This window comes from Asticcacaulis sp. SL142 (assembly GCF_026625745.1).
Lineage (GTDB): Bacteria > Pseudomonadota > Alphaproteobacteria > Caulobacterales > Caulobacteraceae > Asticcacaulis.
Genome location: NZ_CP113061.1, coordinates 411,543 through 432,790, shown reverse-complemented (window position 1 = coordinate 432,790; position 21,248 = coordinate 411,543). Strand labels below are relative to the sequence as shown.

Annotated in this window: 20 protein-coding genes; 13 read left to right on the top strand and 7 right to left on the bottom strand. The window is 56.5% G+C overall.

What is annotated here, in order from left to right; genetic code table 11:
* Positions 1-103: 103 nt before the first annotated feature.
* From OVA03_RS01920 to OVA03_RS01905, 4 genes are all read left to right on the top strand, one after another.
* Positions 104-628, top strand: coding sequence for a peroxiredoxin (locus OVA03_RS01920; RefSeq protein WP_324291017.1), 525 nt, complete (start codon positions 104-106; stop codon positions 626-628).
* A 201-nt stretch (positions 629-829) separates the two neighbouring features.
* Entirely contained in the window at positions 830-1,972 is a 1,143-nt protein-coding gene (locus OVA03_RS01915) for a M23 family metallopeptidase (RefSeq protein WP_267526540.1), read from the top strand.
* Positions 1,956-2,525 carry a bactofilin family protein gene (locus OVA03_RS01910; RefSeq protein ID WP_267526539.1) on the top strand — a complete coding sequence of 190 codons (570 nt, stop codon included), beginning with the start codon at positions 1,956-1,958 and terminating at the stop codon, positions 2,523-2,525. The genes OVA03_RS01915 and OVA03_RS01910 overlap by 17 nt, the downstream gene beginning before the upstream one ends.
* Positions 2,526-2,657: 132 nt before the next feature.
* Entirely contained in the window at positions 2,658-3,575 is a 918-nt protein-coding gene (locus OVA03_RS01905; RefSeq protein ID WP_267526538.1) for a YihY/virulence factor BrkB family protein, read from the top strand.
* Between the two features lie 23 nt (positions 3,576-3,598).
* Here the strand turns inward: OVA03_RS01905 and prfB are convergent.
* The 3 genes from prfB to OVA03_RS01890 form a co-directional block, all read right to left on the bottom strand.
* Positions 3,599-4,721 (bottom strand): peptide chain release factor 2 gene (prfB, locus tag OVA03_RS01900; protein WP_267526537.1). Its coding sequence is split into 2 segments (ribosomal slippage): positions 3,599-4,651 and positions 4,653-4,721, totalling 1,122 coding nucleotides; the frame shifts between segments, so codons are not numbered across the junction.
* 58 nt (positions 4,722-4,779) lie between these two features.
* Positions 4,780-7,125, bottom strand: a complete 2,346-nt coding sequence (locus OVA03_RS01895) for a penicillin-binding protein 1A (RefSeq protein ID WP_267526536.1) — start codon at positions 7,123-7,125, stop codon at positions 4,780-4,782.
* A 304-nt stretch (positions 7,126-7,429) separates the two neighbouring features.
* Entirely contained in the window at positions 7,430-8,701 is a 1,272-nt protein-coding gene (locus OVA03_RS01890) for an N-acetylmuramoyl-L-alanine amidase family protein (protein ID WP_267526535.1), read from the bottom strand.
* Between the two features lie 576 nt (positions 8,702-9,277).
* Here OVA03_RS01890 and OVA03_RS17020 point away from each other — a divergent pair.
* The 5 genes from OVA03_RS17020 (at position 9,278) to OVA03_RS01870 (ending at position 15,692) form a co-directional block, all read left to right on the top strand.
* Positions 9,278-9,742 (top strand): hypothetical protein, encoded by a 465-nt coding sequence (locus tag OVA03_RS17020; protein WP_420710459.1) that lies wholly within the window; start codon positions 9,278-9,280, stop codon positions 9,740-9,742.
* Between the two features lie 22 nt (positions 9,743-9,764).
* Complete coding sequence (locus OVA03_RS01885) at positions 9,765-12,086, top strand: Rne/Rng family ribonuclease (protein WP_420710458.1); 2,322 nt, start codon at positions 9,765-9,767, stop codon at positions 12,084-12,086.
* 221 nt (positions 12,087-12,307) lie between these two features.
* Positions 12,308-13,693: a M48 family metalloprotease gene (locus OVA03_RS01880; protein WP_267526534.1), complete on the top strand. Its 1,386-nt coding sequence runs from the start codon at positions 12,308-12,310 to the stop codon at positions 13,691-13,693.
* Positions 13,694-13,705: 12 nt separating this feature from the next.
* Positions 13,706-14,485 carry a DsbA family protein gene (locus OVA03_RS01875; RefSeq protein ID WP_267526533.1) on the top strand — a complete coding sequence of 260 codons (780 nt, stop codon included), beginning with the start codon at positions 13,706-13,708 and terminating at the stop codon, positions 14,483-14,485.
* Between the two features lie 103 nt (positions 14,486-14,588).
* On the top strand, positions 14,589-15,692 hold the full coding sequence (locus OVA03_RS01870; protein WP_267526532.1) for a glycosyltransferase family 4 protein: 1,104 nt from the start codon (positions 14,589-14,591) through the stop codon (positions 15,690-15,692).
* Here the strand turns inward: OVA03_RS01870 and OVA03_RS01865 are convergent.
* Both OVA03_RS01865 and thiS read right to left on the bottom strand, forming a co-directional pair.
* The gene (locus tag OVA03_RS01865) at positions 15,685-16,482 is read right to left on the bottom strand and encodes a thiazole synthase (protein ID WP_267526531.1); all 798 of its coding nucleotides are present in this window, start codon (positions 16,480-16,482) and stop codon (positions 15,685-15,687) included. The two genes, OVA03_RS01870 and OVA03_RS01865, sit on opposite strands and share 8 nt — an antisense overlap.
* Before the next feature lie 123 nt (positions 16,483-16,605).
* Positions 16,606-16,806: a sulfur carrier protein ThiS gene (gene thiS / locus OVA03_RS01860; RefSeq protein WP_267526530.1), complete on the bottom strand. Its 201-nt coding sequence runs from the start codon at positions 16,804-16,806 to the stop codon at positions 16,606-16,608.
* A gap of 113 nt (positions 16,807-16,919) precedes the next feature.
* Between thiS and aroQ the strand changes: the two genes are divergently transcribed.
* From aroQ to aat, 4 genes are read left to right on the top strand one after another with little or no spacing between them, the layout of a single operon-like run.
* On the top strand, positions 16,920-17,363 hold the full coding sequence (aroQ, locus tag OVA03_RS01855; protein ID WP_267526529.1) for a type II 3-dehydroquinate dehydratase: 444 nt from the start codon (positions 16,920-16,922) through the stop codon (positions 17,361-17,363).
* A 26-nt stretch (positions 17,364-17,389) separates the two neighbouring features.
* A complete protein-coding gene (accB, locus tag OVA03_RS01850) occupies positions 17,390-17,869 on the top strand; it encodes an acetyl-CoA carboxylase biotin carboxyl carrier protein (protein ID WP_267526528.1) in 480 nt (159 codons plus the stop codon).
* Between the two features lie 7 nt (positions 17,870-17,876).
* Complete coding sequence (accC, locus tag OVA03_RS01845; protein ID WP_267526527.1) at positions 17,877-19,229, top strand: acetyl-CoA carboxylase biotin carboxylase subunit; 1,353 nt, start codon at positions 17,877-17,879, stop codon at positions 19,227-19,229.
* 31 nt (positions 19,230-19,260) lie between these two features.
* Positions 19,261-19,911 carry a leucyl/phenylalanyl-tRNA--protein transferase gene (gene aat, locus OVA03_RS01840; RefSeq protein ID WP_267526526.1) on the top strand — a complete coding sequence of 217 codons (651 nt, stop codon included), beginning with the start codon at positions 19,261-19,263 and terminating at the stop codon, positions 19,909-19,911.
* Here the strand turns inward: aat and OVA03_RS01835 are convergent.
* Positions 19,894-20,661, bottom strand: a complete 768-nt coding sequence (locus OVA03_RS01835; RefSeq protein WP_267526525.1) for a DUF2155 domain-containing protein — start codon at positions 20,659-20,661, stop codon at positions 19,894-19,896. The two genes, aat and OVA03_RS01835, sit on opposite strands and share 18 nt — an antisense overlap.
* Positions 20,662-20,673: 12 nt before the next feature.
* A complete protein-coding gene (locus tag OVA03_RS01830) occupies positions 20,674-21,075 on the bottom strand; it encodes an NADH:ubiquinone oxidoreductase subunit NDUFA12 (RefSeq protein WP_420710457.1) in 402 nt (133 codons plus the stop codon).
* Between the last annotated feature and the right edge of the window lie 173 nt (positions 21,076-21,248).

The following is a 21,248-nucleotide window of genomic DNA, read 5'->3' as shown; positions in this document are numbered from 1 at the left end:
TGAAACTTCACGAGTAATCAGCAGAACCCTGCGGCGAAAATTTTTTAAGGATTTAGGGGTGTCAGCAGAACCAATTTGGCACACAAACGTACCTGAATCGATTATGTCATCCTTACGCATCCATAAAGGCTATGTCATGGCAAAAGCACAGATAAATCAAAACGAATTTGAACCTTTTACAGCGCCGGATTTCACTCTGCCCTCATCTAAGGGCGGCGAGGTTAGTTTGCGCGACCTCAAAGGCCAGTGGGTGGTGCTGTTTTTCTACCCCAAGGACAATACCGAAGGCTGCACCATCGAGGCCCGCGACTTTTCAGCTTTGGCTGATGAGTTTGGGGCGCTGAACACCGCTCTGTTTGGCATTTCAAAAGACAACCTCAAAAAACATGCCAATTTTATCAATAAGTTCGATCTCAATCTTACACTGTTGGCTGATGAAAGCACGCAGACCATTCAAGCCTATGGGCTATGGGCCGAAAAGACGCTGTACGGCAAAAAATATATGGGCACGGAACGAGCGACCTTTTTGATCGATCCGGATGGAAGGGTGCGCAAAGTCTGGCGCAACGTCAAGGTGGGTGGCCACGCCATCGAGGTATTATCGGCCCTGAAAGGCTTCAAGCCCTGACGCCCTTTTGCGGCACCGATTTTGATACTCAAGGTACAGCCTTCTCAAAACGGGACGAAACATCACAGAAGTGACATAAATTCCTTAATTTCAGACGGTTTTGGATGAAATTTCATCCAAAGCCAAAGAAACGCGGATTTATGGTCTTGCGCAATGGCGATGTTAAGGCATAGTTAACCAAGCTATCGGGTGCTGGCGGTGATGAGTAAGAAAAGCTTTGGACGCCTTCATGACGTGCTGGAACAAACCTTTCCAGAGCGTCATCTCTATATTCGCTCAAACGGCGAAACCCGTGGCTATGTCCTGAGCACAGGCAAGCAATTTGGGTTTACCGTGCTAGCTTCGGTCGCGGTGACATGGCTTGCCATATCCACAGGCGCCGTGATCTTCATTGCCCTGTCTGAGAGCGCCTCCGAGCGACAAATCAGTCTGATGAAGGCCCAATCTGAACGCTGGGTGGCCGACCGTCAGGCCCGCCTCGACAGCGCCACCAAGCAACTGACGCAGGCATCAGGATCGCTTGATGAACTGGCGTCAACCGTTGAAAAACGCCACGGCGCATTGATCCATATTCTGAAAGATTTCAAAAACGTACCGGGCGCTTCTGCCACCCTGTCTCCGGCACCCGTCGATGAGACCTTGCCGCCTATCGAGCGTATTTACGCCGTCCGTGCCGAGCAGGAACGCATGGTGGGTAAGGCCGAGAATTTTGCCAAATCCCGCGCCGAACGATTAAGACTGGCCTTCCGTCTGGCCGGGCTTAATCCCGCCGCCTATGCGCAGGGCGGCTCAAACGCCAATCCGCTGCTGGAAGCCAAGGATTCCAAAGAACTGGCCCAATATCTTGAAGTCGACGAAGGTTTTGCCTCACGCATACGCAATGCCGCCATTAACCTGAATGATATGCGCGGCTTGCAAAAGTCATCTGAGGCCCTGCCCTTTAACCGTCCAGCTTACAATATTCGCACCACATCGGGCTTTGGCGTACGCTTTGATCCCTTTACGGGACGGCCCAATCGCCATCTTGGCCTCGATTTTGCAGGCCCATACCTTACCCCCATCTACTCAACGGCTCCCGGCATAGTAGCATTTTCGGGTGTGCGCAGTGGCTACGGGAACGCGGTCGAAATCGACCACGGCAATGGATTTAAAACTCGCTACGCCCATATGCAGTCTTTATCTGTGCGCACCGGCCAACGTGTGGCGGTCGGTCAAAGACTAGGCGCTATGGGTTCTACTGGTCGCTCGACCGGCGTCCACCTTCATTACGAAGTGTGGCTCAATGGTCGTCCTCAAAACCCTGCACGCTTTGTAAAGGCTGGAGACTATGTTCAACAAAACTAAACCCACCCGCGCCCAACAACCCGAAGCGGCTGTAGCTCCTCCGCTGGACCTCAATTCGGTCAATATGAATTCATCGAAATCAACGCCGATGGCAGCTCCTGCCCCTAAGGTGGGTTCGGTGTTGTCATCAACCCTGATTATCGAAGGCAACATCACCGGCTCCGGCGATCTGCACCTGGAAGGCACTGTACGCGGCGACGTTAAGGCCGGTCATCTGGTCGTTGGCGAAGCGGGCAATGTCGAAGGTTCGATCGAAGCCGAAACCATCGAAATCCGCGGCCGTGTGGTCGGCGGCATTTCAGGTAAGCAGGTTCGCTTATCGGCCACGGCCTATGTCGAAGGCGACATCACCCATGAACAGTTGTCGATTGATGTCGGCGCTTACTTCGTCGGCCGTTGCCTGCAATCGCGCGCCCGCCCGGAAACCGTTCATACGGCCCCAGCCCCGGCTCAACCCGCAGCCGCCCAGTATGCAACCACGCCTGACTACGGCACACCGTCGCTGAGCAGCTATGATATGAATGCCCTGTCAGACCTTAAGCCGTCTTACTAAGCCGTCCACGCTAAGACATTGATGCATTAATGACCGCAGGGAATTTAATTTTCCTGCGGTCTTTTTTATGGAGATTTAATCGCACAATCGTCAACGGCACCTGTATGATGAGACATTAAATCACGGACTCTCATGCCTGAAGCTTCATCTGACAAACCCGAACTTACCCTTAAATTCATGTGGCGATTGCTGCGTGAGACCTTTCTTGAATGGCTGGATGACAAAGCGCCGCGTCTGGGGGCAGCGCTTGCCTTTTACAGCGTCCTGTCGATCGGCCCGCTATTGCTGATCGTCGTCTCCGTAGCCGGGCTGGCGTTTGGCGAAGACTCCGTGCGTCTTCAGCTTGTCGGTGAAATAAGAAACCTGATTGGCGACACCGGGGCGCAGGCTATCGAAACCATCATGACCAGCTCCAAAGACCGGGACGCCGGCATTGTGGCCACTGTGATCGGGTTTGCCACGCTGATTATCTCGGCTACCGGGTTTTTTGCTCAGCTACAGGACGCTCTAAATGCGATCTGGAATGTCGAAAGTAAGGAAAATGATCATTGGACGTGGTTTTTAAAAAAACGCGTCCTGTCGTTTGCCCTGATTGTGGGCATTGGGTTTTTGCTGTTGATATCGCTTGTCATTTCGGCAGCGCTGGCGGCTTTTAGCGGGATGTTTGCCGATGTGCTGCCCGCTTTTGTGTTGTACCTACTCAACCTGGTCATATCATTTGCCGTGACCACATTCCTGTTTGCCATGACGTTCAAGATGCTGCCCGATGCTCACATAGAATGGCGGGATGTGTGGGTGGGGGCCGTCATCACCGCCTTGCTGTTCTCAGTGGGCAAGCTGTTAATCGGGATATATCTGGGACAAAGCGCCCTCAGCTCTACCTACGGCGCCGCCGGATCGCTGATGGTTGTGCTGGTCTGGATCTATTATTCGACCCAGATTTTCTTTTTCGGTGCCGAGTTTACGCAAGTGTACAGCCGCTATTTTGGCTCGCAGATTACAATCAAATACCGGCGCAAGAAAAAAATACCCAAAACCCCTGAGATGTAATCTCAGGGGTTTTGATTCCAAATTTAGGCTTCAGCAGCATCTCGCGTTGCCCCGACCCTTTGAGCCAGCGATGCGGCCATGAAGGGATCGAGATCACCATCCAGCACAGCTTGCGAATCCGAAGTCTCGACATCGGTGCGCAGATCCTTGACCATCTGGTAGGGGTGCAGAACATAGGATCGGATCTGGTGCCCCCAACCGATATCGGTTTTCTGATCTTCCAGCGCTTGCTGCGCCGCTTCGCGCTTTTGCAACTCGACCTCATAAAGCCGCGCCCGCAGCATCTTCCAGGCTTCATCGCGGTTGGCGTGCTGAGAGCGTCCGGCCTGACAGGCAACGGCAATACCGGTCGGAATGTGCGTCAAACGCACCGCCGAGTCGGTCTTGTTGATGTGCTGTCCACCTGCCCCTGACGCGCGGTAAGTATCGGTGCGCACATCCGCCGGGTTGATATCGATGACGATGGCATCATCGACCACCGGATAGACCCAGACTGAGGCAAATGAGGTATGACGGCGCGCATTGGAATCGAACGGTGAAATCCGCACCAGACGATGCACCCCGCCTTCGGTCTTGAGCCAGCCATAGGCGTTAGTGCCCTTGACGGTCAGAGTCACCGACTTGATGCCCGCCTGCTCACCCGGCGTTTCTTCCTCGACCGATACCGTCATGCCGTGCGCGGTCGCCCAGCGCATATACATTCGCATCAAAATACCGGCCCAGTCGCAGGATTCCGTCCCGCCTGCGCCGGAATTGATTTCGAGATAGGCGTCATTGCCATCGGCTTCACCTGACAGCAGGGCCTCAAGCTCGGCACGGCCCGCATAGTCCTTGAGGGTCTTCAGCATGGCGCGCGCCTCTTCCAGAAGGTCTTCGTCGCCTTCCATATCGGCCAGTTCAGCGTAATCGAGCGCGTCTTTGAGTTCCTGCTCCAGCTTTTTGACGGCATCCACAGAATTGCCAAGCCGGGTACGCTCACGCATGACGCTCTGCGCCATTTCAGGATTGTCCCACAGCGTCGGGTCTTCGACGCGCGCATTCAACTCATCGAGACGTCTTAAAGCGACATCCCAGTCAAAGACGCCTCCTGAGCAATCCAATGGATTGCTCGATGTCGCGGGCCTGAGCCTCAACATCCAGTCGCATACCAGTATCCTTATGAAATTAAGAGGGCGGGATACATCCCCGCCGTCCTCAAGGCAAGTTAATAAAGAATGGGCTCAGCCTCATCCACATAGGGCTTGCGCTCAGGAGCGGCGTCCTGAGACGGCACCTCTTCGGTCAGGCCATCGCGCCAAACCTCGGTATAGGGCTTGGGCCCTTCGATGTCGGAAGGTGCCGCCGTCACGACCGGCTTGGGCTCAGTACCCGGCCGGAACGCTTCTTCATAGCCGCGCACCGAAACAAAGACCGCATCCTTGGGCTTCATGAACGGTTTAACGGGCTTGTTCTTCAATGCCTGCTGCATGAAATCGACGAAGATAGGCAAGGCCGAAGCTCCGCCTGTCTCCCCCTCACCCAGTGAGCGGTTATCGTCAAAACCGACAAAGACGCCGACCACCAAATCGGGTGAATAGCCAACAAACCAGGCGCTGCGGTATTCATTGGTGGTGCCGGTCTTACCCGCAATCGGGCGCCCCAGAACCGAGGCCCGTGCGGCTGTACCACGCTGAACCACACCCTCAAGATAAGAGGTGATCTGATAGGCTGTTATCGGGTCAATAACGGGGGAACCATCAGGCAACAGCTTAGGCGATTCCGTGCCGTCAAAGGCGCGCTTACAGGCGCCGGGGCATTTACGGGCTTCGGCCTTATAGACCACACCGCCCTCACGGTCCTGCACCACCTCTATTAGGTGCGGGCGAATTTTACGACCGCCATTGGCAAACATCGAATAGGCCGCGGTCAGTTTATAGGGCGTGGTCTCGCCTGCCCCAAGTGCTATCGGCAAGACGGCGGGCAGGTTATCGGAAATGCCATATTCGGCGATCTTTTGCGAGACGGTCTTGATGCCGACCTTTTGTGCCAGCCGCACGGTCATGGCGTTGCGTGAGTATTCGAGGCCCTTGCGCAGGGTCTGCGCGCCGTAATAACGGCGGGTATAGTTTTGCGGAGACCATTTCGCGCCATTGGCACCGGCCATTGAAATAGGCGCATCCATAACAATCGACGCGGGCGTAAACTCATTCTCCAGAGCGACCGCATAGACAAACGGCTTGATGGCGGAACCCGGTTGACGCTTGGCCTGAACGGCGCGGTTAAATTTCGACAGAGAGTAACTATAGCCGCCCACCATAGCCACGATCCGCCCGGTCCACGGATCCACCGCCACTAGCGCGCCATTGACCGCAGGCACCTGATGCAGCCTGAAAAGCCCTTTGGATTGTTCAGACACGAAGATCAAATCACCGGACTTCAGACCCTTACCCGCGAACGCCCAAATCACATCATTGTCGGCCAGACGTCCACGCGTGCCATCGATCGCGGTGATTATGCTGACCGAAGACGAAGACGCCTTTTCAACAATGGCATGTTGCCAATCTTCGCGTTCAGCCGGTGCCGCGCGTTTCAGAGCCTCAACCTTCCAGCCGTCTTCCAGCTTAATATTGTCCCAACCGCCGCGCCAGCCGTGGCGGCGGTCATATTGCTCCAGACCGTCCATCAGCGCGATCCGCGCTACGGTTTGCAGCTTTGGGTCAAGCGTGGTTCTGAGGTAGTAACCGCTCGAATAAATCTCATCGCCGAAAATATTCTGGGCACGGCGCTCCACCTCACCGACGAAATAGTCAGCATCGCGGTATTTGGCGCGTGCCGGGGCTGCCTGCACCACAAGGTCTTCTTTGGACGCCGCCAGTGCTTCTGCCGGGGTAACCCAGCCGACCTTGGCCATTTCACCCAAAATCCAGTTGCGGCGGTCGATGGCCTGTTCTTTACGGCGGGTTGGGTGGTAATTGGACGGTCCCTTGGGCAAGGCGGCCAGATAGGCCATTTCACTCAAAGACAACTCATCAACCGACTTACCGAAATAGTTATAGGCGGCGGTGCCGACCCCGTTGGAGCGGTAGCCCAGAAAGATTTCGTTGAGATAGAGCTCAAGGATTTGCTTCTTATCCAGCGAGGCTTCAAGCCGACGGGCCAGAATAACTTCCTTAAGCTTACGGCCCAGAGTCTGCTCATTGGTCAAAAGGACGTTCTTGGCGACCTGCTGCGTTATGGTCGAGCCGCCTTCAAGGCGATTGCCCTCGGCAAAGTTGACGACGTTTTTGGCAGCCGCTCGGCTTAAGCCGCCGACATCAACCCCTGAGTGCGCAAAGAAATTACGGTCTTCGGCGGCCAGAAAGGCCTGCGCCAGACGCGGCGGGATGCGATCATAGGGCACATAGATGCGCCGCTCCTTGGCAAATTCCCCGATCAGGGTGCCGTCCCAGGCAAAGACGCGCGTCGAGGTCGCCGGACGATAATCCGCCAGTTCCGTACCATCGGGCAGGTCATGAAACAGCCACGCGGCATAGATTGCGATCGCAAAGCCCGCGACGGCGATCACCGTCATGAGCACGACCCCTGCCATGGCAAACCATCGTTCGGCTGATTTCAACTTGCTGCGCCTCCGATCCTGACCGTTCAAGGCCGGCTGACAAAAACGCCGTCACGCCCCCCGCCTGAAGCCAGGATCACCTTAATTAAGGCTACGTATTTATCAAACCTGCCAACTTAGGCAATCGCATTTCGCGCGAATGGCGTCAAAGGCGCCTCAGCCTGACAATTCCGCCACAAGCTTGCGGGCATTGAGAAGGCCCCGCGCTAACCGCAGGGCCTTTGGGTTGATAGCTTAAGCTTAGCTCCCCGTCTTTGGTTTAGCGGCCAGACTTGGGCATCATGACAAATGAGGCATAGCGCACATCATTTTCAAAATACTGATCAATCGATTTGGCGACCGACGTCATCATGCGATTACGTTGCGCCAAATCGTTGAGAAGTTTTTCATCCATCGCATTGGTAATAAAGCCCATTTCCAGCAAAACCGCAGGCACATCTGGCGCCAGAAGCACCACAAAACCGGCCTGACGGTGGCTGGTTTTCAGCAAGGGCGTCGTATCGCCAATGTTATTGAGTAGGACCTGAGCAAAGGTTGCCGAGCGGTTCTTGGTGGCGCGTTGCGTCAGATCAATGAGGATACGATTGACCATTTGATCAGCCGGACGCTCGGCCAAAGACCAGTCACCACGCACTAAGGCTTTACGCGCTGCCCGCTCAGTGCCCGAATCAGACAGGGTATAGATACTGGCGCCACGAGTCGTTTTGTTTGGCCCCGAATCGGAATGGAGCGAAATAAACAGATCGGCATAGGCACTGCGGGCAATCCGGACTCGTGCCGACAGATCGACAAACCCATCGGTTTCACGCGTCATGATGACCTTATAGCGCCCGGTCGATTCGAGCTTGGCCTTCAAGGCCTTAGCCGCCGCCAGATTGACGTCTTTTTCATAAGAAAACGCCCCCAAAGCGCCGGAATCTTTACCGCCGTGTCCCGCATCAATGACCACAATCTTTTTCAATGAGCGGCGCAGCGGCACTTCGGCCTTTAACTGGGTCGCCGCAGAGGCTTTGGTGGTGTCCGGTATCAAAAGGCGCGTGGCCTCATCACCCGGAGGCGTGACCGCAGCAGGCACCACATCAATCACATAGCGATAGACACCCACGCCATCGGCGGGCGGCAGAATGAACCGGCGCGCTATCCTAGCCTGCCCTTGATAGCTGAGTTTAAGGCGCACAGCCCCGCCCTGATTTTCAACACGCCAGCCGGAAACCAGACCCCGGCCCTCACCGCTCAATGGGCCATCCATGCGCACATCGCTCAAATCCAGCACCGCCGATGAGGCCGTATCTGCCGATAAAAGCTTACCCTTGGCGGCGCGATTAAGCTCAAGCACGATCCGGGTCTGAGCCTTATCACCGCCCAGACGCACCTTGACCACATCGCCGGAAGCGGTCGCATCCGTGGCCGCTCGCACGGAGGTCACTTCGGACACACCGATGCAGATCACGGCGGCCAGAACCGACGCGGTCGCTATTTTTACGGCCTTATGAAAATCATAGCCGACCAAATGCCTGAGCACCCGGATCATTCAAAACTCCACACATCTTATTTTTTATGTTGGAGCGACTATAACCCCGCACGGGTAGCCATTGCGTTAACACAAGAAAATAATTGACGACGATGCGATTTTAGAGCCATGTTGCATTGTGGCTTCACATGAACCCGAAATGTCTTTTAGCTGAGACTTAAGGCAATTTTCGGTCATGAATAGCGCCAGTCTTTCAAAAAATCCGGATGCACCGGGTTTAAACCAAAGTCAGGCAAACACACATTTCAAGGTTGAACCGCTATTGCGGCGGAACATCCTACCGGCGAGCGTCAGGCGATTTTTAAGGTGCTATCACCTTCAATCCCTGAATGAGCGCCCCCTAAAAAAGATTCCGCGTAGGCCCGTATGGGCGTTTACGCAAAAGTACAACGGAATAACACCCTATGGGCTGTGCCTTATTCAATCCATCCCGGTCGTTAAACGACCAGCGCGCCCGAAAGCGCGCCGCAGATGGATATGCACGCCTTAATCACCCCAACCAAAAGCGCCCCCTGACAACACTCAAAGGCTTGAGCCTTGGGTCATCAGGGCCTGTGCGCTTCGGAGAGTCTATTAATGTCGAAAACTATGTTGATCGACGCGACCCACTCGGAAGAGACTCGCGTCGTCGTAATGAACGGAAGCCAGGTCGAAGAATTTGATTTCGAAAGCCATTCCAGAAAACAACTCCGCGGCAACATCTATCTGGCCAAGGTCACACGGGTAGAACCCAGCCTTCAGGCCGCATTTGTCGAATACGGTGGCAATCGTCACGGCTTTCTGGCCTTCAACGAAATTCACCCGGACTATTACCAAATTCCGGTGGCCGACCGTGAAAAGCTCATGGCCGAACTGGCAGCGCAAGCCGCCGCCAATAACCACCACGATGATGATCTCGAAGACGAAGACGATGGCGACGATCTGCCGGACGAAGAGCGCCGCCTGCGCGCCCACCTGATCAAGCGCTATAAGATTCAGGAAGTCATCAAGCGTCGTCAGATCCTGCTGGTTCAGGTCGTCAAGGAAGAACGCGGCCAATAAGGGGGCAGCGCTCACCACCTATATGTCGCTGGCCGGACGCTATTGCGTACTGATGCCCAATACCGCCCGCGGTGGTGGCATCAGCCGCAAAATCACCAACTCAGCCGACCGTAAGCGCCTGAAAGTCGTCGCCCAAAGCCTTGACGTGCCGCAGGGCATGGGCCTGATTGTCCGCACTGCCGGGGCCAAGCGCACCAAGCAGGAAATCAAGCGCGACTATGACTATCTGCTGCGCGTGTGGGAAAACATTCGCGAAACTACGCTGAAATCCAATGCGCCGTCGCTGATCTACGAAGAAGAAGATCTGGTCAAACGCGCCATCCGCGACCTGTTCGATAAGGATTTCGAGCATGTCATGGTCGAAGGCGAGGAAGGTTACCGCTCGGCGCGCGACTTCATGCGCATGATCATGCCGTCTCAGGCCAAGAAGATTCAGCTTTACCGTGCCAATGCGCCCCTCTTTGCCCGTCATGGCATTGAGGACATGCTGCAAAAGATTTATTCCCCGACGGTTCCTCTGCGCTCCGGCGGTTATCTGGTGATCAACCAGACCGAAGCGCTGGTCGCTATCGACGTCAACTCCGGCAAGTCGACCAAAGAGCGCAATATTGAAAATACCGCGCTCAAGACCAACCTCGAAGCGGCCGAAGAAGCCGCCCGTCAGATGCGTTTGCGCGATCTGGCCGGCCTGGTGGTCATCGACTTCATTGACATGGATGAGCCGAAAAACAACCGTGCGGTTGAAAAGAAGCTCAAAGACGCCCTCGAAAACGATCGTGCCCGCATCCAGATGGGTAAGATTTCCGGCTTTGGCCTGATGGAAATTTCGCGTCAGCGCCGCCGTACCGGCTTCCTTGAAGGCACCACCTCGCCCTGCCCGCACTGTGAAGGCACGGGCCGCATCCGCTCAGTCGATTCATCGGCACTGGGTGCCATGCGCGCTATTGATCTTGAGGCCATGCAAAATGGTGCCGGGGCTGTCATCATTAAGCTGCCGCAGCCTGTGGCGCTTTATGTGCTCAACGAAAAGCAGGGCCATCTGGCCAAGCTGCGTGAGGAATGGGGCCTTAAGGTCACCGTCGAAATCGAAAACCACCTCTCCCACGCTGAGTTTGAAATCACACGCACCGTTCATGCTGACGAAGTTGAATTCGTGCCGCCGGTTCGTTCTATGCCTGCGGCCGACCTTCTGCTCGATGCCGCCGACGAAGTGTTTGAGGATGAAGAGCTCGACGCTGAAGACGAAGAGGCCATTGCCCGCGAAGACACCGACGATGATGGTGCCGCTGAGCGTGCGCAGTCTCGTGAAGATGGCCGTGACGGCGGACGTGATGGTCGTGGCCGTGGCCGCAACCGCCGCCGCCGCCGCAAGGGTGAAAACGGCAACCGCGAACCGGATGGCGAAGCTGAGGCCGATGCTGAAACCGCTGAAGCGGCTGACACTGAGGCCGATGACGATAGTGACGGCAGCGATGGCGACAGTGATGACCGCCGCAACCGTCGTCGCCGTCGTGGCCGTCGTGGGGGTCGTCGCACGGGTCAGGAAAACCGTCCGCGCGAACCTTATGGCTGGGTGCGCGCTCGCACGCCGTCGCTTGAAGAACCCTATGTCTGGATTGATGCCTTCGATGAGCAGCAAAAACGCGTAGACCCGCAGGTATCCGACGCGATCGCGGCGAGTTCATCGGCTGATAGTCAGCAAACACCCTTGCCAGAGGGGGTTCCTAAAGACGTCCGACGTGAGCGTTCGCGTAATCGCCGCAACCGGTCGTCAGCCGCTGAGGCTGTGTCATCAACAGCTATGGATGTCATCACGCCGGTTGGTTCTGTTGAGGTCGCTCCGCGCGCCCTGACTGAGCCGGTAGATGGTTCGGCACCGACGTCGCTCGTACCCGAAGACATGGTTAGTGACGCGCCGGTTCGCCGTAAACGCCCAACCCGTTCCCGCAAGGTTGCGGTTGCGGCTGAGGCTGAGACCGTGGCCGATGATACCGCGACTATATCCGTCGAAGTTGAACCGGCGGTCGCGCCCGAAGTTGTTGAGGTGGCACCTGAGCCGGTGGCTGCCGAAGACGCCGGGAAAACCACGCGTAAGCCCCGCGCCCGTCGCAAGAAAACGGATGTGGTGGCGGAAAGCTTAACCGAAACGGTTACGGCCCCCATGACTGAGGCGACAGACCAAGCCGAGGTAATCGAGGCCCCGGCCCCGGTTGACACAACGGTATCCGTGTTGGAGAGGCCTTTGGTTGAGGTTCAATCTTTTGAACCGGCGCCGTCCGTGGTCGATCCGGCGGAAATCACCACACCACCGGAAAAGCCCAAACGTGGCTGGTGGCGCAAATAATCATTGACTTCAGGCGTCGGAAACCTCTCCGGCGCCTGAGTTTTTTAAAGCCGCCCCCTTAACTTAGCCGCAAATAGATCATAATTTAGGTTTGGAATGATTTTGCTTTAAATCATTCCGTTCAACCGCCATTGCGGCGGTGGCCAAGGCGGCGGATTCCGCCGCCCGGCGAGGGACTAAGATAAAGCTGGGGCAACAGGTTTTCGGTGAAGGTCGCAAGGATGACACCACAGGCATTTAAAGGCATAGGCAAGGCGGCCATAGCGGCTGTCGCGCTGCTGGCCGTATGCGTGCCCGGTCTTGGTCAGGCTCAGGCCGTCATTCGCGACACTGAGATCGAAGCCTTCCTGAAAAAAGAATCCCGCACGGTTCTTGAGGCCTCTTATCTAAACCCCGATCAGGTGCAGTTCCTGATTGTTGCCTCCAATGATCTCAACGCCTTTGCCACCTCACGTCAGCGTATCGGCCTGAACACCGGCCTGATCATGGAAGCCGAGACGCCGAACCAGCTTTTGGGTGTTATCGCGCACGAAGCCGGCCACCAAAGTGCGGGCCATACCGTGCGTTCGGACGAAATCTATCAGGCCGCCAAGACTCCGATGGCCATATCGCTGGGCCTTGGCATCATCAGTATTCTGGCCGGTGCGCCGGATGCGGGGGTGGCGTTGCTGGGGTCATCCTCGACCTTCGGTACATTGGGCGCTTTGCGGTATATGCAGACGCAGGAATCGGCGGCTGATCTGGCCGGGATTGCCGCGTTAGAGCGTGCGGGTATGTCCGGTGAAGGCATGGTCGAATTTTTCGATAAATTCCGCCAGTCGGAAACCTTCTCCAATGCCGAACGCTACAAATATTTCCGCAGCCACCCTTTGTCGCGCGAACGCATCCAAACCCTGCGGGCGCTGGTATCAAAGCAGTCGCACTATAATGCCAAGGATAGTCAGTCGACGATTAATGAGTTTGCCATCGTGCGCGCCAAGCTGTCAGGCTTTCTTGATCCCGCGCAGTTCGTGTTTCAGAAATATCCTGAAACGGATACGTCCTACCCGGCCCGTTATGCCCGCGTGATTGCCTATTATAAGCAGACTGAGGTGCAAAAGGCGCTGACGGAACTGGATAAGCTCCTCGCTGAACAGCCGAATAATCCCTATCTGTGGGAGCTTAAGGGCCAGATTTATTTCGAGACCGGTCAGGCGGAACTATCCAAGCCCGCCCATTTGAAATCGGTTGAACTAATGCCGGGGGCGCCCTTGCTGCACCTCAATCTTGGCCAGACCCTGATTGCGACCGGCACTAAGGACGACGCAGAGGAAGCCATCCGGCAGCTTAAACTGTCGCTGCAAGCCGAAGACGACAACAGCTTTGCCTGGCGACTTTTGGCGCAGGCCTATGACGGCTTGGGCCGTGCCGGTGAGGCGCGCCTTGCCTCAGCCGAAGCCGAGTTCTTCAACGGCAATTTCCGTCAGGCGCGCACCTTTGCGGTATGGTCTCAAAAGAATCTCGATAAGAACTCCCCTGAGTTCCGTCGCGCCCGCGATATCGTCATCACCACCTCTGCGGCCATGGGCATTGACCCGGTCGAAGAGGTTACAAAAACCAAAAAATAAGAAGTCCCGCCCGTGACCGACACGCCTCCTGAGACGAAACCCGCCACCGCATCCGTGGCTTCATGGTTCAGCAAACCCAACATCGCCATAGCGCTGGGCGTTGTGGCCGTCATTCTGGCCGGTGCGCCCTATGTGGTGCCGGGCGTCCAGAGCCTTCAGGTGCGTCAGGGCCTCGCCAACCAGCCCAAAATCCTCGAAGACACCATTAAAAAGCTGGACGAAGTTAAGGCCGCGGAAAAGCAAAAAGCCGCTGATATCGCTATTAAGGCCAATCATGAGGCTCTCTACAGCGATGCCCGCGATCCGGTCATGGGCAACCCGAACGGGCCGATCACCATCGTGGAATTCCTCGATTACAACTGCGCCTATTGTAAGTTGTCGACGCCGCAGGTCGAGCAGCTTCTGGCGGAAAACAAGGACGTGCGGGTGGTCGTGAAGGAGTATCCGATCATCGCCGAATCCTCGCGCGCGCTTGCGTCTTATGCACTGGCGACCAAGGACAGCGGCCGCTACGCCGAAGTCCATCACGCCTTTATGGCATCGAAATTCACCACCGAAGCCGAGGTCGCACAGGCTTTGACTCAGATGGGTTTCGACGCTCAGACCATAGCCGCCAAGGCTAAATCCGAAGCGGTGCAGGATCACATTAACGCCGTCGAAAAGCTGGGCACCCAACTGGAAATCAATGGCACGCCGACCTTTATCGTCGGCGGCGTGGTCGTCAATGGCGCCGATATGAACGGCCTCAAAACTGCCATCGAAGCGCAGCGGGCCAAGCTCACCACCAAATAGGCTTTGTTGCACCGCGACAATTCAGTGGTTTTTAAGACCGGCTATGGTAAGGTTAGCGAAAGCAATCATTGATTGCGTCTTACGCCAAACCCTCGGACCGATCTTGACCCAATCTGCCGCAACGCCTTTGTTCGATGTCGAATTTTCCCTGTCCATCTATAATCGGACAGGTAAATATTTCATCGGCAAGGACATTATCGACGCGTGCGGTGATCTGCTGGGGGAAACCTACTACGGTTATTACCACAGCAAGACCCCGCCTCAGCGCCTGTTTGGTAAGGCTTTGGGCCGCATCCAGCACCTTCAGGTGACGGGTAAGGCTTTGGGCGGGCCGTTCGGGCTGTTGCCACCGCACCGACCGGCGCGGCCCCTGCTGCATATGGACCCGTTCAGCATCCCCTCAACCCGGCTGACCGCGGCGGATGCGGTCATCTGCCACGATGTCGGCCCGATCACGCATCCCGATCTGTTCGATCCCAACACCCGCCCGATTTACGACCATATCTATAAACAGATTGCCGCGGTCGGCCCGCACGTCATCTTCGTCAGTCAGGCCACGCAAAAGGCGTTTGCCGCCTGTTATCCGGGTGCCAAACTGGCCAGTGAACGGGTGATCTATCCCGCCATCCGGCAGGATGTCTCCGGCGGCGAGGCGGAGCCGGTCGAAGGCGTCAAAGGCCCATTTTTGCTCACCGTGGGCGCTTTGGGCACCCGTAAGAACCAGATCCGGTCGATGAAAGCGTTTACGCAGTCGGGCCTCGCCAAACGCGGCGTCAACTATGTGCTGTGCGGCTCAAAAGAACCGGGGTTTGAGGCTGTCCAAAAGGCCGCCCTTGAGACCGAAGGCGTGGTCATGCTGAAATATGTCTCGGACGCCCAACTGGCGTGGCTGTATCAGAACGCTTCGGGCTTTGTCCTGCCGAGCTTGCTCGAAGGGTTTGGGATGCCGGTGGCTGAGGCCATTCGTTATGGTCTGGTGCCGCTGGTCACCAAGGATAGCGTCCTCGAAGAAGTGGCGGGCGATGGCGCGCTGGGTGTTGACGCCGAAAACGAGTCTGAGATCGCCGCCGCCATGATCCGGCTGATCGATATGCCAGACGCTGAGCGCCAAGACCGCCGCGCCCAAATGACCGCCGCTATGTCGCGCTTTGTCCCCGCTGCCATCGCCCAGCAATGGCGCGAGGCGCTGACAGATATGGCTAAATAAGCCCCGCCAGCGGCGATGACGGATCGGCATAAAGCTTTTTCGGCATACGCCCGGCCAGGTAGGCTTCGCGACCGGCAATGACGGCGTGCTTCATGGCCACGGCCATGCGGATCGGATCTTTGGCCTCAGCAATGGCGGTGTTCATCAGGATGGCATCACAGCCCAGTTCCATACCGACCGCCGCATCCGACGCCGTACCGACACCAGCATCGACCAGCACCGGCACTTTGGCGTTCTCAATAATAATGCGCAGGGTGACCTTATTCTGGATACCTAAGCCCGATCCGATCGGCGCGCCCAAGGGCATTATGGCAACCGCACCCGCTTCCTCCAGCTTTTTGGCGTAGACCGGATCGTCCGAACAATAGACCATGACGTCAAACCCGTCTGTGACCAGCAGTTTTAACGACCGCAGGGTTTCTTCCATATCGGGATAGAGGGTTTTGGGGTCGGACAGCACCTCAAGCTTGACCAGGTTCCAGCCCCCAGCCTCACGCGCCAGACGTAAGGTTCTGACCGCGTCTTCGCCGGTAAAACATCCGGCGGTGTTAGGCAGATAGGTGAACTCGTCCTGTTTCACGTAATCCATCAGCATCGGCTGGTTCGGATCGGTCAGATTGACCCTGCGGACGGCGACCGTGACGATCTCAGCACCCGACGCCCGCGCGGCTGCCGCGTTCTGGGCATAGTCCTTGTACTTGCCGGTGCCGACGATCAGGCGAGATGAAAACGTCCGCCCCGCCACGATCCATGTGTCGTCTGTTTTCGTCACAATCTGATCCAAAGCCATGATAACTACCTTAATTAAAGCAAGTCTCAAACGAAGGGCCGCCCCGAGTTTGAGATTTTCGATATTGAGCCGCTCAAAATATATTTGGCGGCTTATGCCGCCGAAACTTTTGAGCGAAGTCCCTTATCCACCGCCGACAAAATGGACGATCTCTATCCGGTCGCCGTCATGAATAGCCGTCTCATGATATTGTGAACGTGGCACGATTTCGAGATTCTGCTCGACCGCCAGCTTACGGGCTTCGATTCCGATCTCTTCGATCAGGGCCAGAATATTCGCCGCGCCAACCTCTCTGGATTCGCCATTCAGCAGGATTTTTACCATTTTTCGCCGCTTTTCGGCCCATTTTGGCCACTTTTCACGCCGTTTCACCGATGTTCGGCTTGTGGACGTGAGTTTCACACGATACAAGAACCGTCCAGTCAATTGGCGGTGTCATGTCTAAGTCCATATATGTCCTTAATGGCCCCAACCTCAACCTTCTTGGGGTCAGGGAGCCGGAAATTTATGGGTATATTCGCCTTGACGACATCAAGGCGTCCTGTGAAGCCCTGACGACGGCAGCCGGTTACACGCTGATATTCCTTCAATCGAATCACGAAGGTCAGTTGATCGACTGGATACATGAGGCCCGCACAGATGCGGCGGCACTCATTATCAATCCTGCCGGTTACGGTCACACCTCTGTGGCGTTGCTGGATGCGCTGAAAACCCTGACCGTGCCAATCATCGAATGTCACCTGTCCAATCCGGCGTCGCGCGAAGCGTTTCGCCATCACACCTATGTGTCTCATGTGGCCAAAGGGGTGATTGCAGGTTTCGGCCCCATTGGTTATGAACTGGCCATATCGGCAGTTCTACGCCTTATTGAACAACCATAAGAATTAACAAGCTTTTAGGTAAAAAAATGTCTTCTCCCAAAGGTTCCTCCGACCCCATCGATCCGCGTCTGGTACGCAAACTTGCGGATATCCTCAAGGAAACGGATCTGTCCGAAATCGAAGTCGAACAGGGTGAGTTGAAGATCCGCGTCGCGCGTCAACTGACCGCCGCACCGACCGCGACCTACGCTGTGGCGCACGCACCCGTGGCGGCACCGCAAGCCGCAGCCCCGGCTGCCGCACCCGCCGCTGAGGCCCCCAAAGCTGCCGCCAAGGATGTGGTATCTTCGCCTATGGTCGGCACGGCTTACCTGTCGCCGCAACCCGGCGCGCCGGTGTTTATCAAGGTCGGCGATCGTGTTAAGGCCGGTCAGACCATCATGATCGTCGAAGCCATGAAAACCATGAACCCGATCCCGTCGCCCAAGGACGGTGTGGTGGCCGAAATTCTGGTGGCGGATGCCGCACCCGTCGAATTTGGCGCGCCTCTGATCGCGTTCGAGTAAACACAAAATGTTTGATAAGATTCTCATTGCCAATCGTGGCGAAATCGCCCTTCGCGTCATTCGTGCGTGTAAGGAAATGGGCATTGCGACCGTCGCCGTGCACAGTGAAGCCGACCGCCATGCCATGCATGTCCATCTGGCCGACGAAAGCGTTTGCATCGGCCCGCCCGCAGCCTCCAAAAGCTATCTGAATATCCCGTCGATCATTGCCGCGGCCGAAATCACCGGCGCACAGGCGATCCATCCGGGCTATGGCTTTCTGTCGGAAAATGCCCGCTTTGCCGAAATCGTCGGTGCTCACGGCATGACCTTTATTGGCCCAAAGCCTGAGCATATCCGCCTGATGGGCGATAAGATCACCGCCAAGCAGGCCTCAAAGGATTCCGGCATCCCGGTTGTTCCGGGCTCAGACGGTGGCGTCGCCACGGTCGAGGAAGCTCTGGCGGCCGCCGAACACATCGGCTTCCCGCTGATCATCAAGGCTGCTGCCGGTGGCGGCGGTCGCGGCATGAAGGTCGCCAAAGATCGCGAATCCCTGTCCGAAGCGGTCATGAGCGCGCAATCCGAAGCCGCTGCCGCTTTTGGTGATGGCACGGTCTATATGGAGCGCTACCTCCAGAAGCCGCGTCACATTGAAATTCAGGTTATCGCCGACAGCCACGGCAATGTCGTGCATCTCGGCGAGCGTGATTGCTCCCTGCAACGCCGCCACCAAAAGGTACTCGAAGAAGCGCCCTCGCCCGCTATTGACGATGCTGCCCGCGACAAAATCGGTAAGGTCGTCGTCGATGCTATCCGCAAAATCGGCTATCTCGGCGTCGGTACGATTGAGTTCCTGTATGAGGACGGCGAGTTCTTCTTTATCGAGATGAACACCCGTCTTCAGGTCGAGCATCCGGTGACTGAGTTTGTCACTGGGGTTGATCTGGTGCGTGAGCAGATCCGCATCGCTGCGGGTTTGCCGTTGTCGTTCACGCAGGACGACATCACCATCAAAGGCCACTCGATCGAGGTGCGCGTTAATGCTGAAAACGCCCGCACCTTTGTGCCCTCACCCGGCACGATCACCGATTATCACGCCCCCGGCGGCTTAGGCGTGCGTATGGATTCGGCCATCTATAACGGCTATGCGATCCCGCCCTATTATGACTCGATGGTGGGCAAGCTGATCGTGCATGGCCGCGACCGCCCCGAAGCCCTGGCCCGCCTCAAGCGCGCTCTGTCGGAAATCGTGGTCGCCGGTATAGACACAACGATCCCGTTGTTTGTCGACCTGCTGAATGAAAAAGACATCCAAAGTGGTGACTACAACATTCACTGGCTGGAAAACTGGATCAAGGCTCAGGAAGCAGGGGCGTAAAGCCCCTGCACCCGTACTTTAGCGGGGCAAAGTGCCAAGCTTCACCTTAGACGACCTGATCGACAGCTATCGCAACGGCATATTCCCTATGTCGGATGCGCGTGATGACGACTATCTGTTTTTGGTTGATCCGCCCAAGCGCGGAATATTGCCGCTTGATGGCTTCCATATCCCATCTCGCTTAAGACGCACAGTGCGCACTACACCATTTGAAGTGCGCGTCGATACGGCCTTCAGTCAGGTCATCGAACTGTGCGCCGAAAGCGCTAATGACCGACCAAATACCTGGATCAGTCATCCGATCCAGAGCCTTTATCAGGCCCTGTTCGCGCGCGGCCTTGCCCACAGTATTGAGGTCTGGCATGACAACCAGCTGGTTGGCGGGCTTTATGGTGTCGCCATCGGCGGGGCCTTCTTTGGCGAAAGTATGGTCTCACGCGCCACGGATGCGTCCAAAATCGCCCTCGTCCATCTTGTGGCCCGCCTAAAAAGCGGCGGTTACAGCTTGCTGGATTGCCAGTTTCAGACCGATCATCTCAAACAGTTTGGCACAGAGGAAATCGATCGGGATGATTATCACACCCGCCTCAAACAGGCCTTGACGATTGAAGCCGACTTTTACGATCTGCCCGCCCGCACAGACGGTCGAACCGCACTGAAAGTTCTAGGATTTGCGGACTAAGGGCGCGCGGCAGGAAATCACCCAGGCGTCATAAACCGGGTGCTGAAGCCCGTTAATGCCCGGTGACGACGCATAGGTCCAGCCGCGAAAAATCGACCTGGGCTTGGGCATGATCTTAGTGGTTTCGGTGATCTGCGGCGAGGATTGGACTTCCATATAGGCGATGATGTCCCCTTGCGCCTCTTCGTCAGTGGTCGTTTCACACGCCTTGACGGTATAGATCAGGCCCTTATAGCGCACAGGTTTGCCGACCCGCGCCTCAAAGCGCACGGTCTCCGCCGTGACCTTATCCAGCGCCTGTATGATGGCCGCCCCATGACGTTGGCGCTTGGCCGGCACCTTGGGGGCTTCAACAGTCTCAGACGCCTCTTCACCGTCCCCGACGGCGCCCTTTAAGCTTGGCGCTGCGGCGACAGTCGCCGACGCAGCCGCATCAGATGACGTTGCCGGCACAGGCTGACCACTGGCGATGCCGCGTGTCGCCGGTGGTGTTTGCGGGGCTACCGGTCGCGTGTCTGTGCGGCTCGTCACCTTGCGCGCGCCTTCCGGGACATAGGGCTTAAACTCAACCCCATCAACATAATAGGGCTCAGGGTCGTAGTTCTGGGAATCGACATACCGTCCCTGACGTGCGGGCGGTTCTTCATCGGGCGGGATCTGGGCAATCGCCACGCCTGCCACAGCCATAACCGGCACAAGCCCCCACAGGAGCCTTGTTTTTAACATACCGGTTTTGGGTTTATTGACCATGTCGCTCTGCGCCTACGGTTTCCAGGCTTCGTAATCGCCGGTCGATTTCTGACGTTCGGTCTGCGCGTTGAGCGAGCCCTTTGGGTATTGCGCCAAGGGTGTGCCGCTCATGTTCGGCAAATGCGGCTGCTCCCAGCTTTTACGCGGCAGCGGCGTATCCGACGGCGGCGTATCGTAGACATAGTGCATCCAGCCGTGCCAATCGGGTGGAATTTTTGAGGCATCGGCATAGCCTTTGTAGATCACGAACCGGCGCTTTTTGTCGCCATAGCTTTCCTTGGTGTCGCGGGCTTCGTAGTATTTGTTGCCGAACTCATCGGAACCGACAAATTTGCCCAGACGGCCAATCGTCCATAAGGTTCCGATTGTAGCACTGCTCCACCAGGTAAACATATTAGCTAACACGGCAAACATCCTGTAACTGATCCGAAAATCCCCATTCACACCCGTGAATCACAGACCCGGCAGATCATAAAAACTTGCAGTTACTATAGTGATCCCCGATGCCGAGGTAAAGCCACAGTCCCTGAAATTTCCTAACATCGCGCCGGTGGCCACAATTATCCACACCCGCTCACCCGATCAAT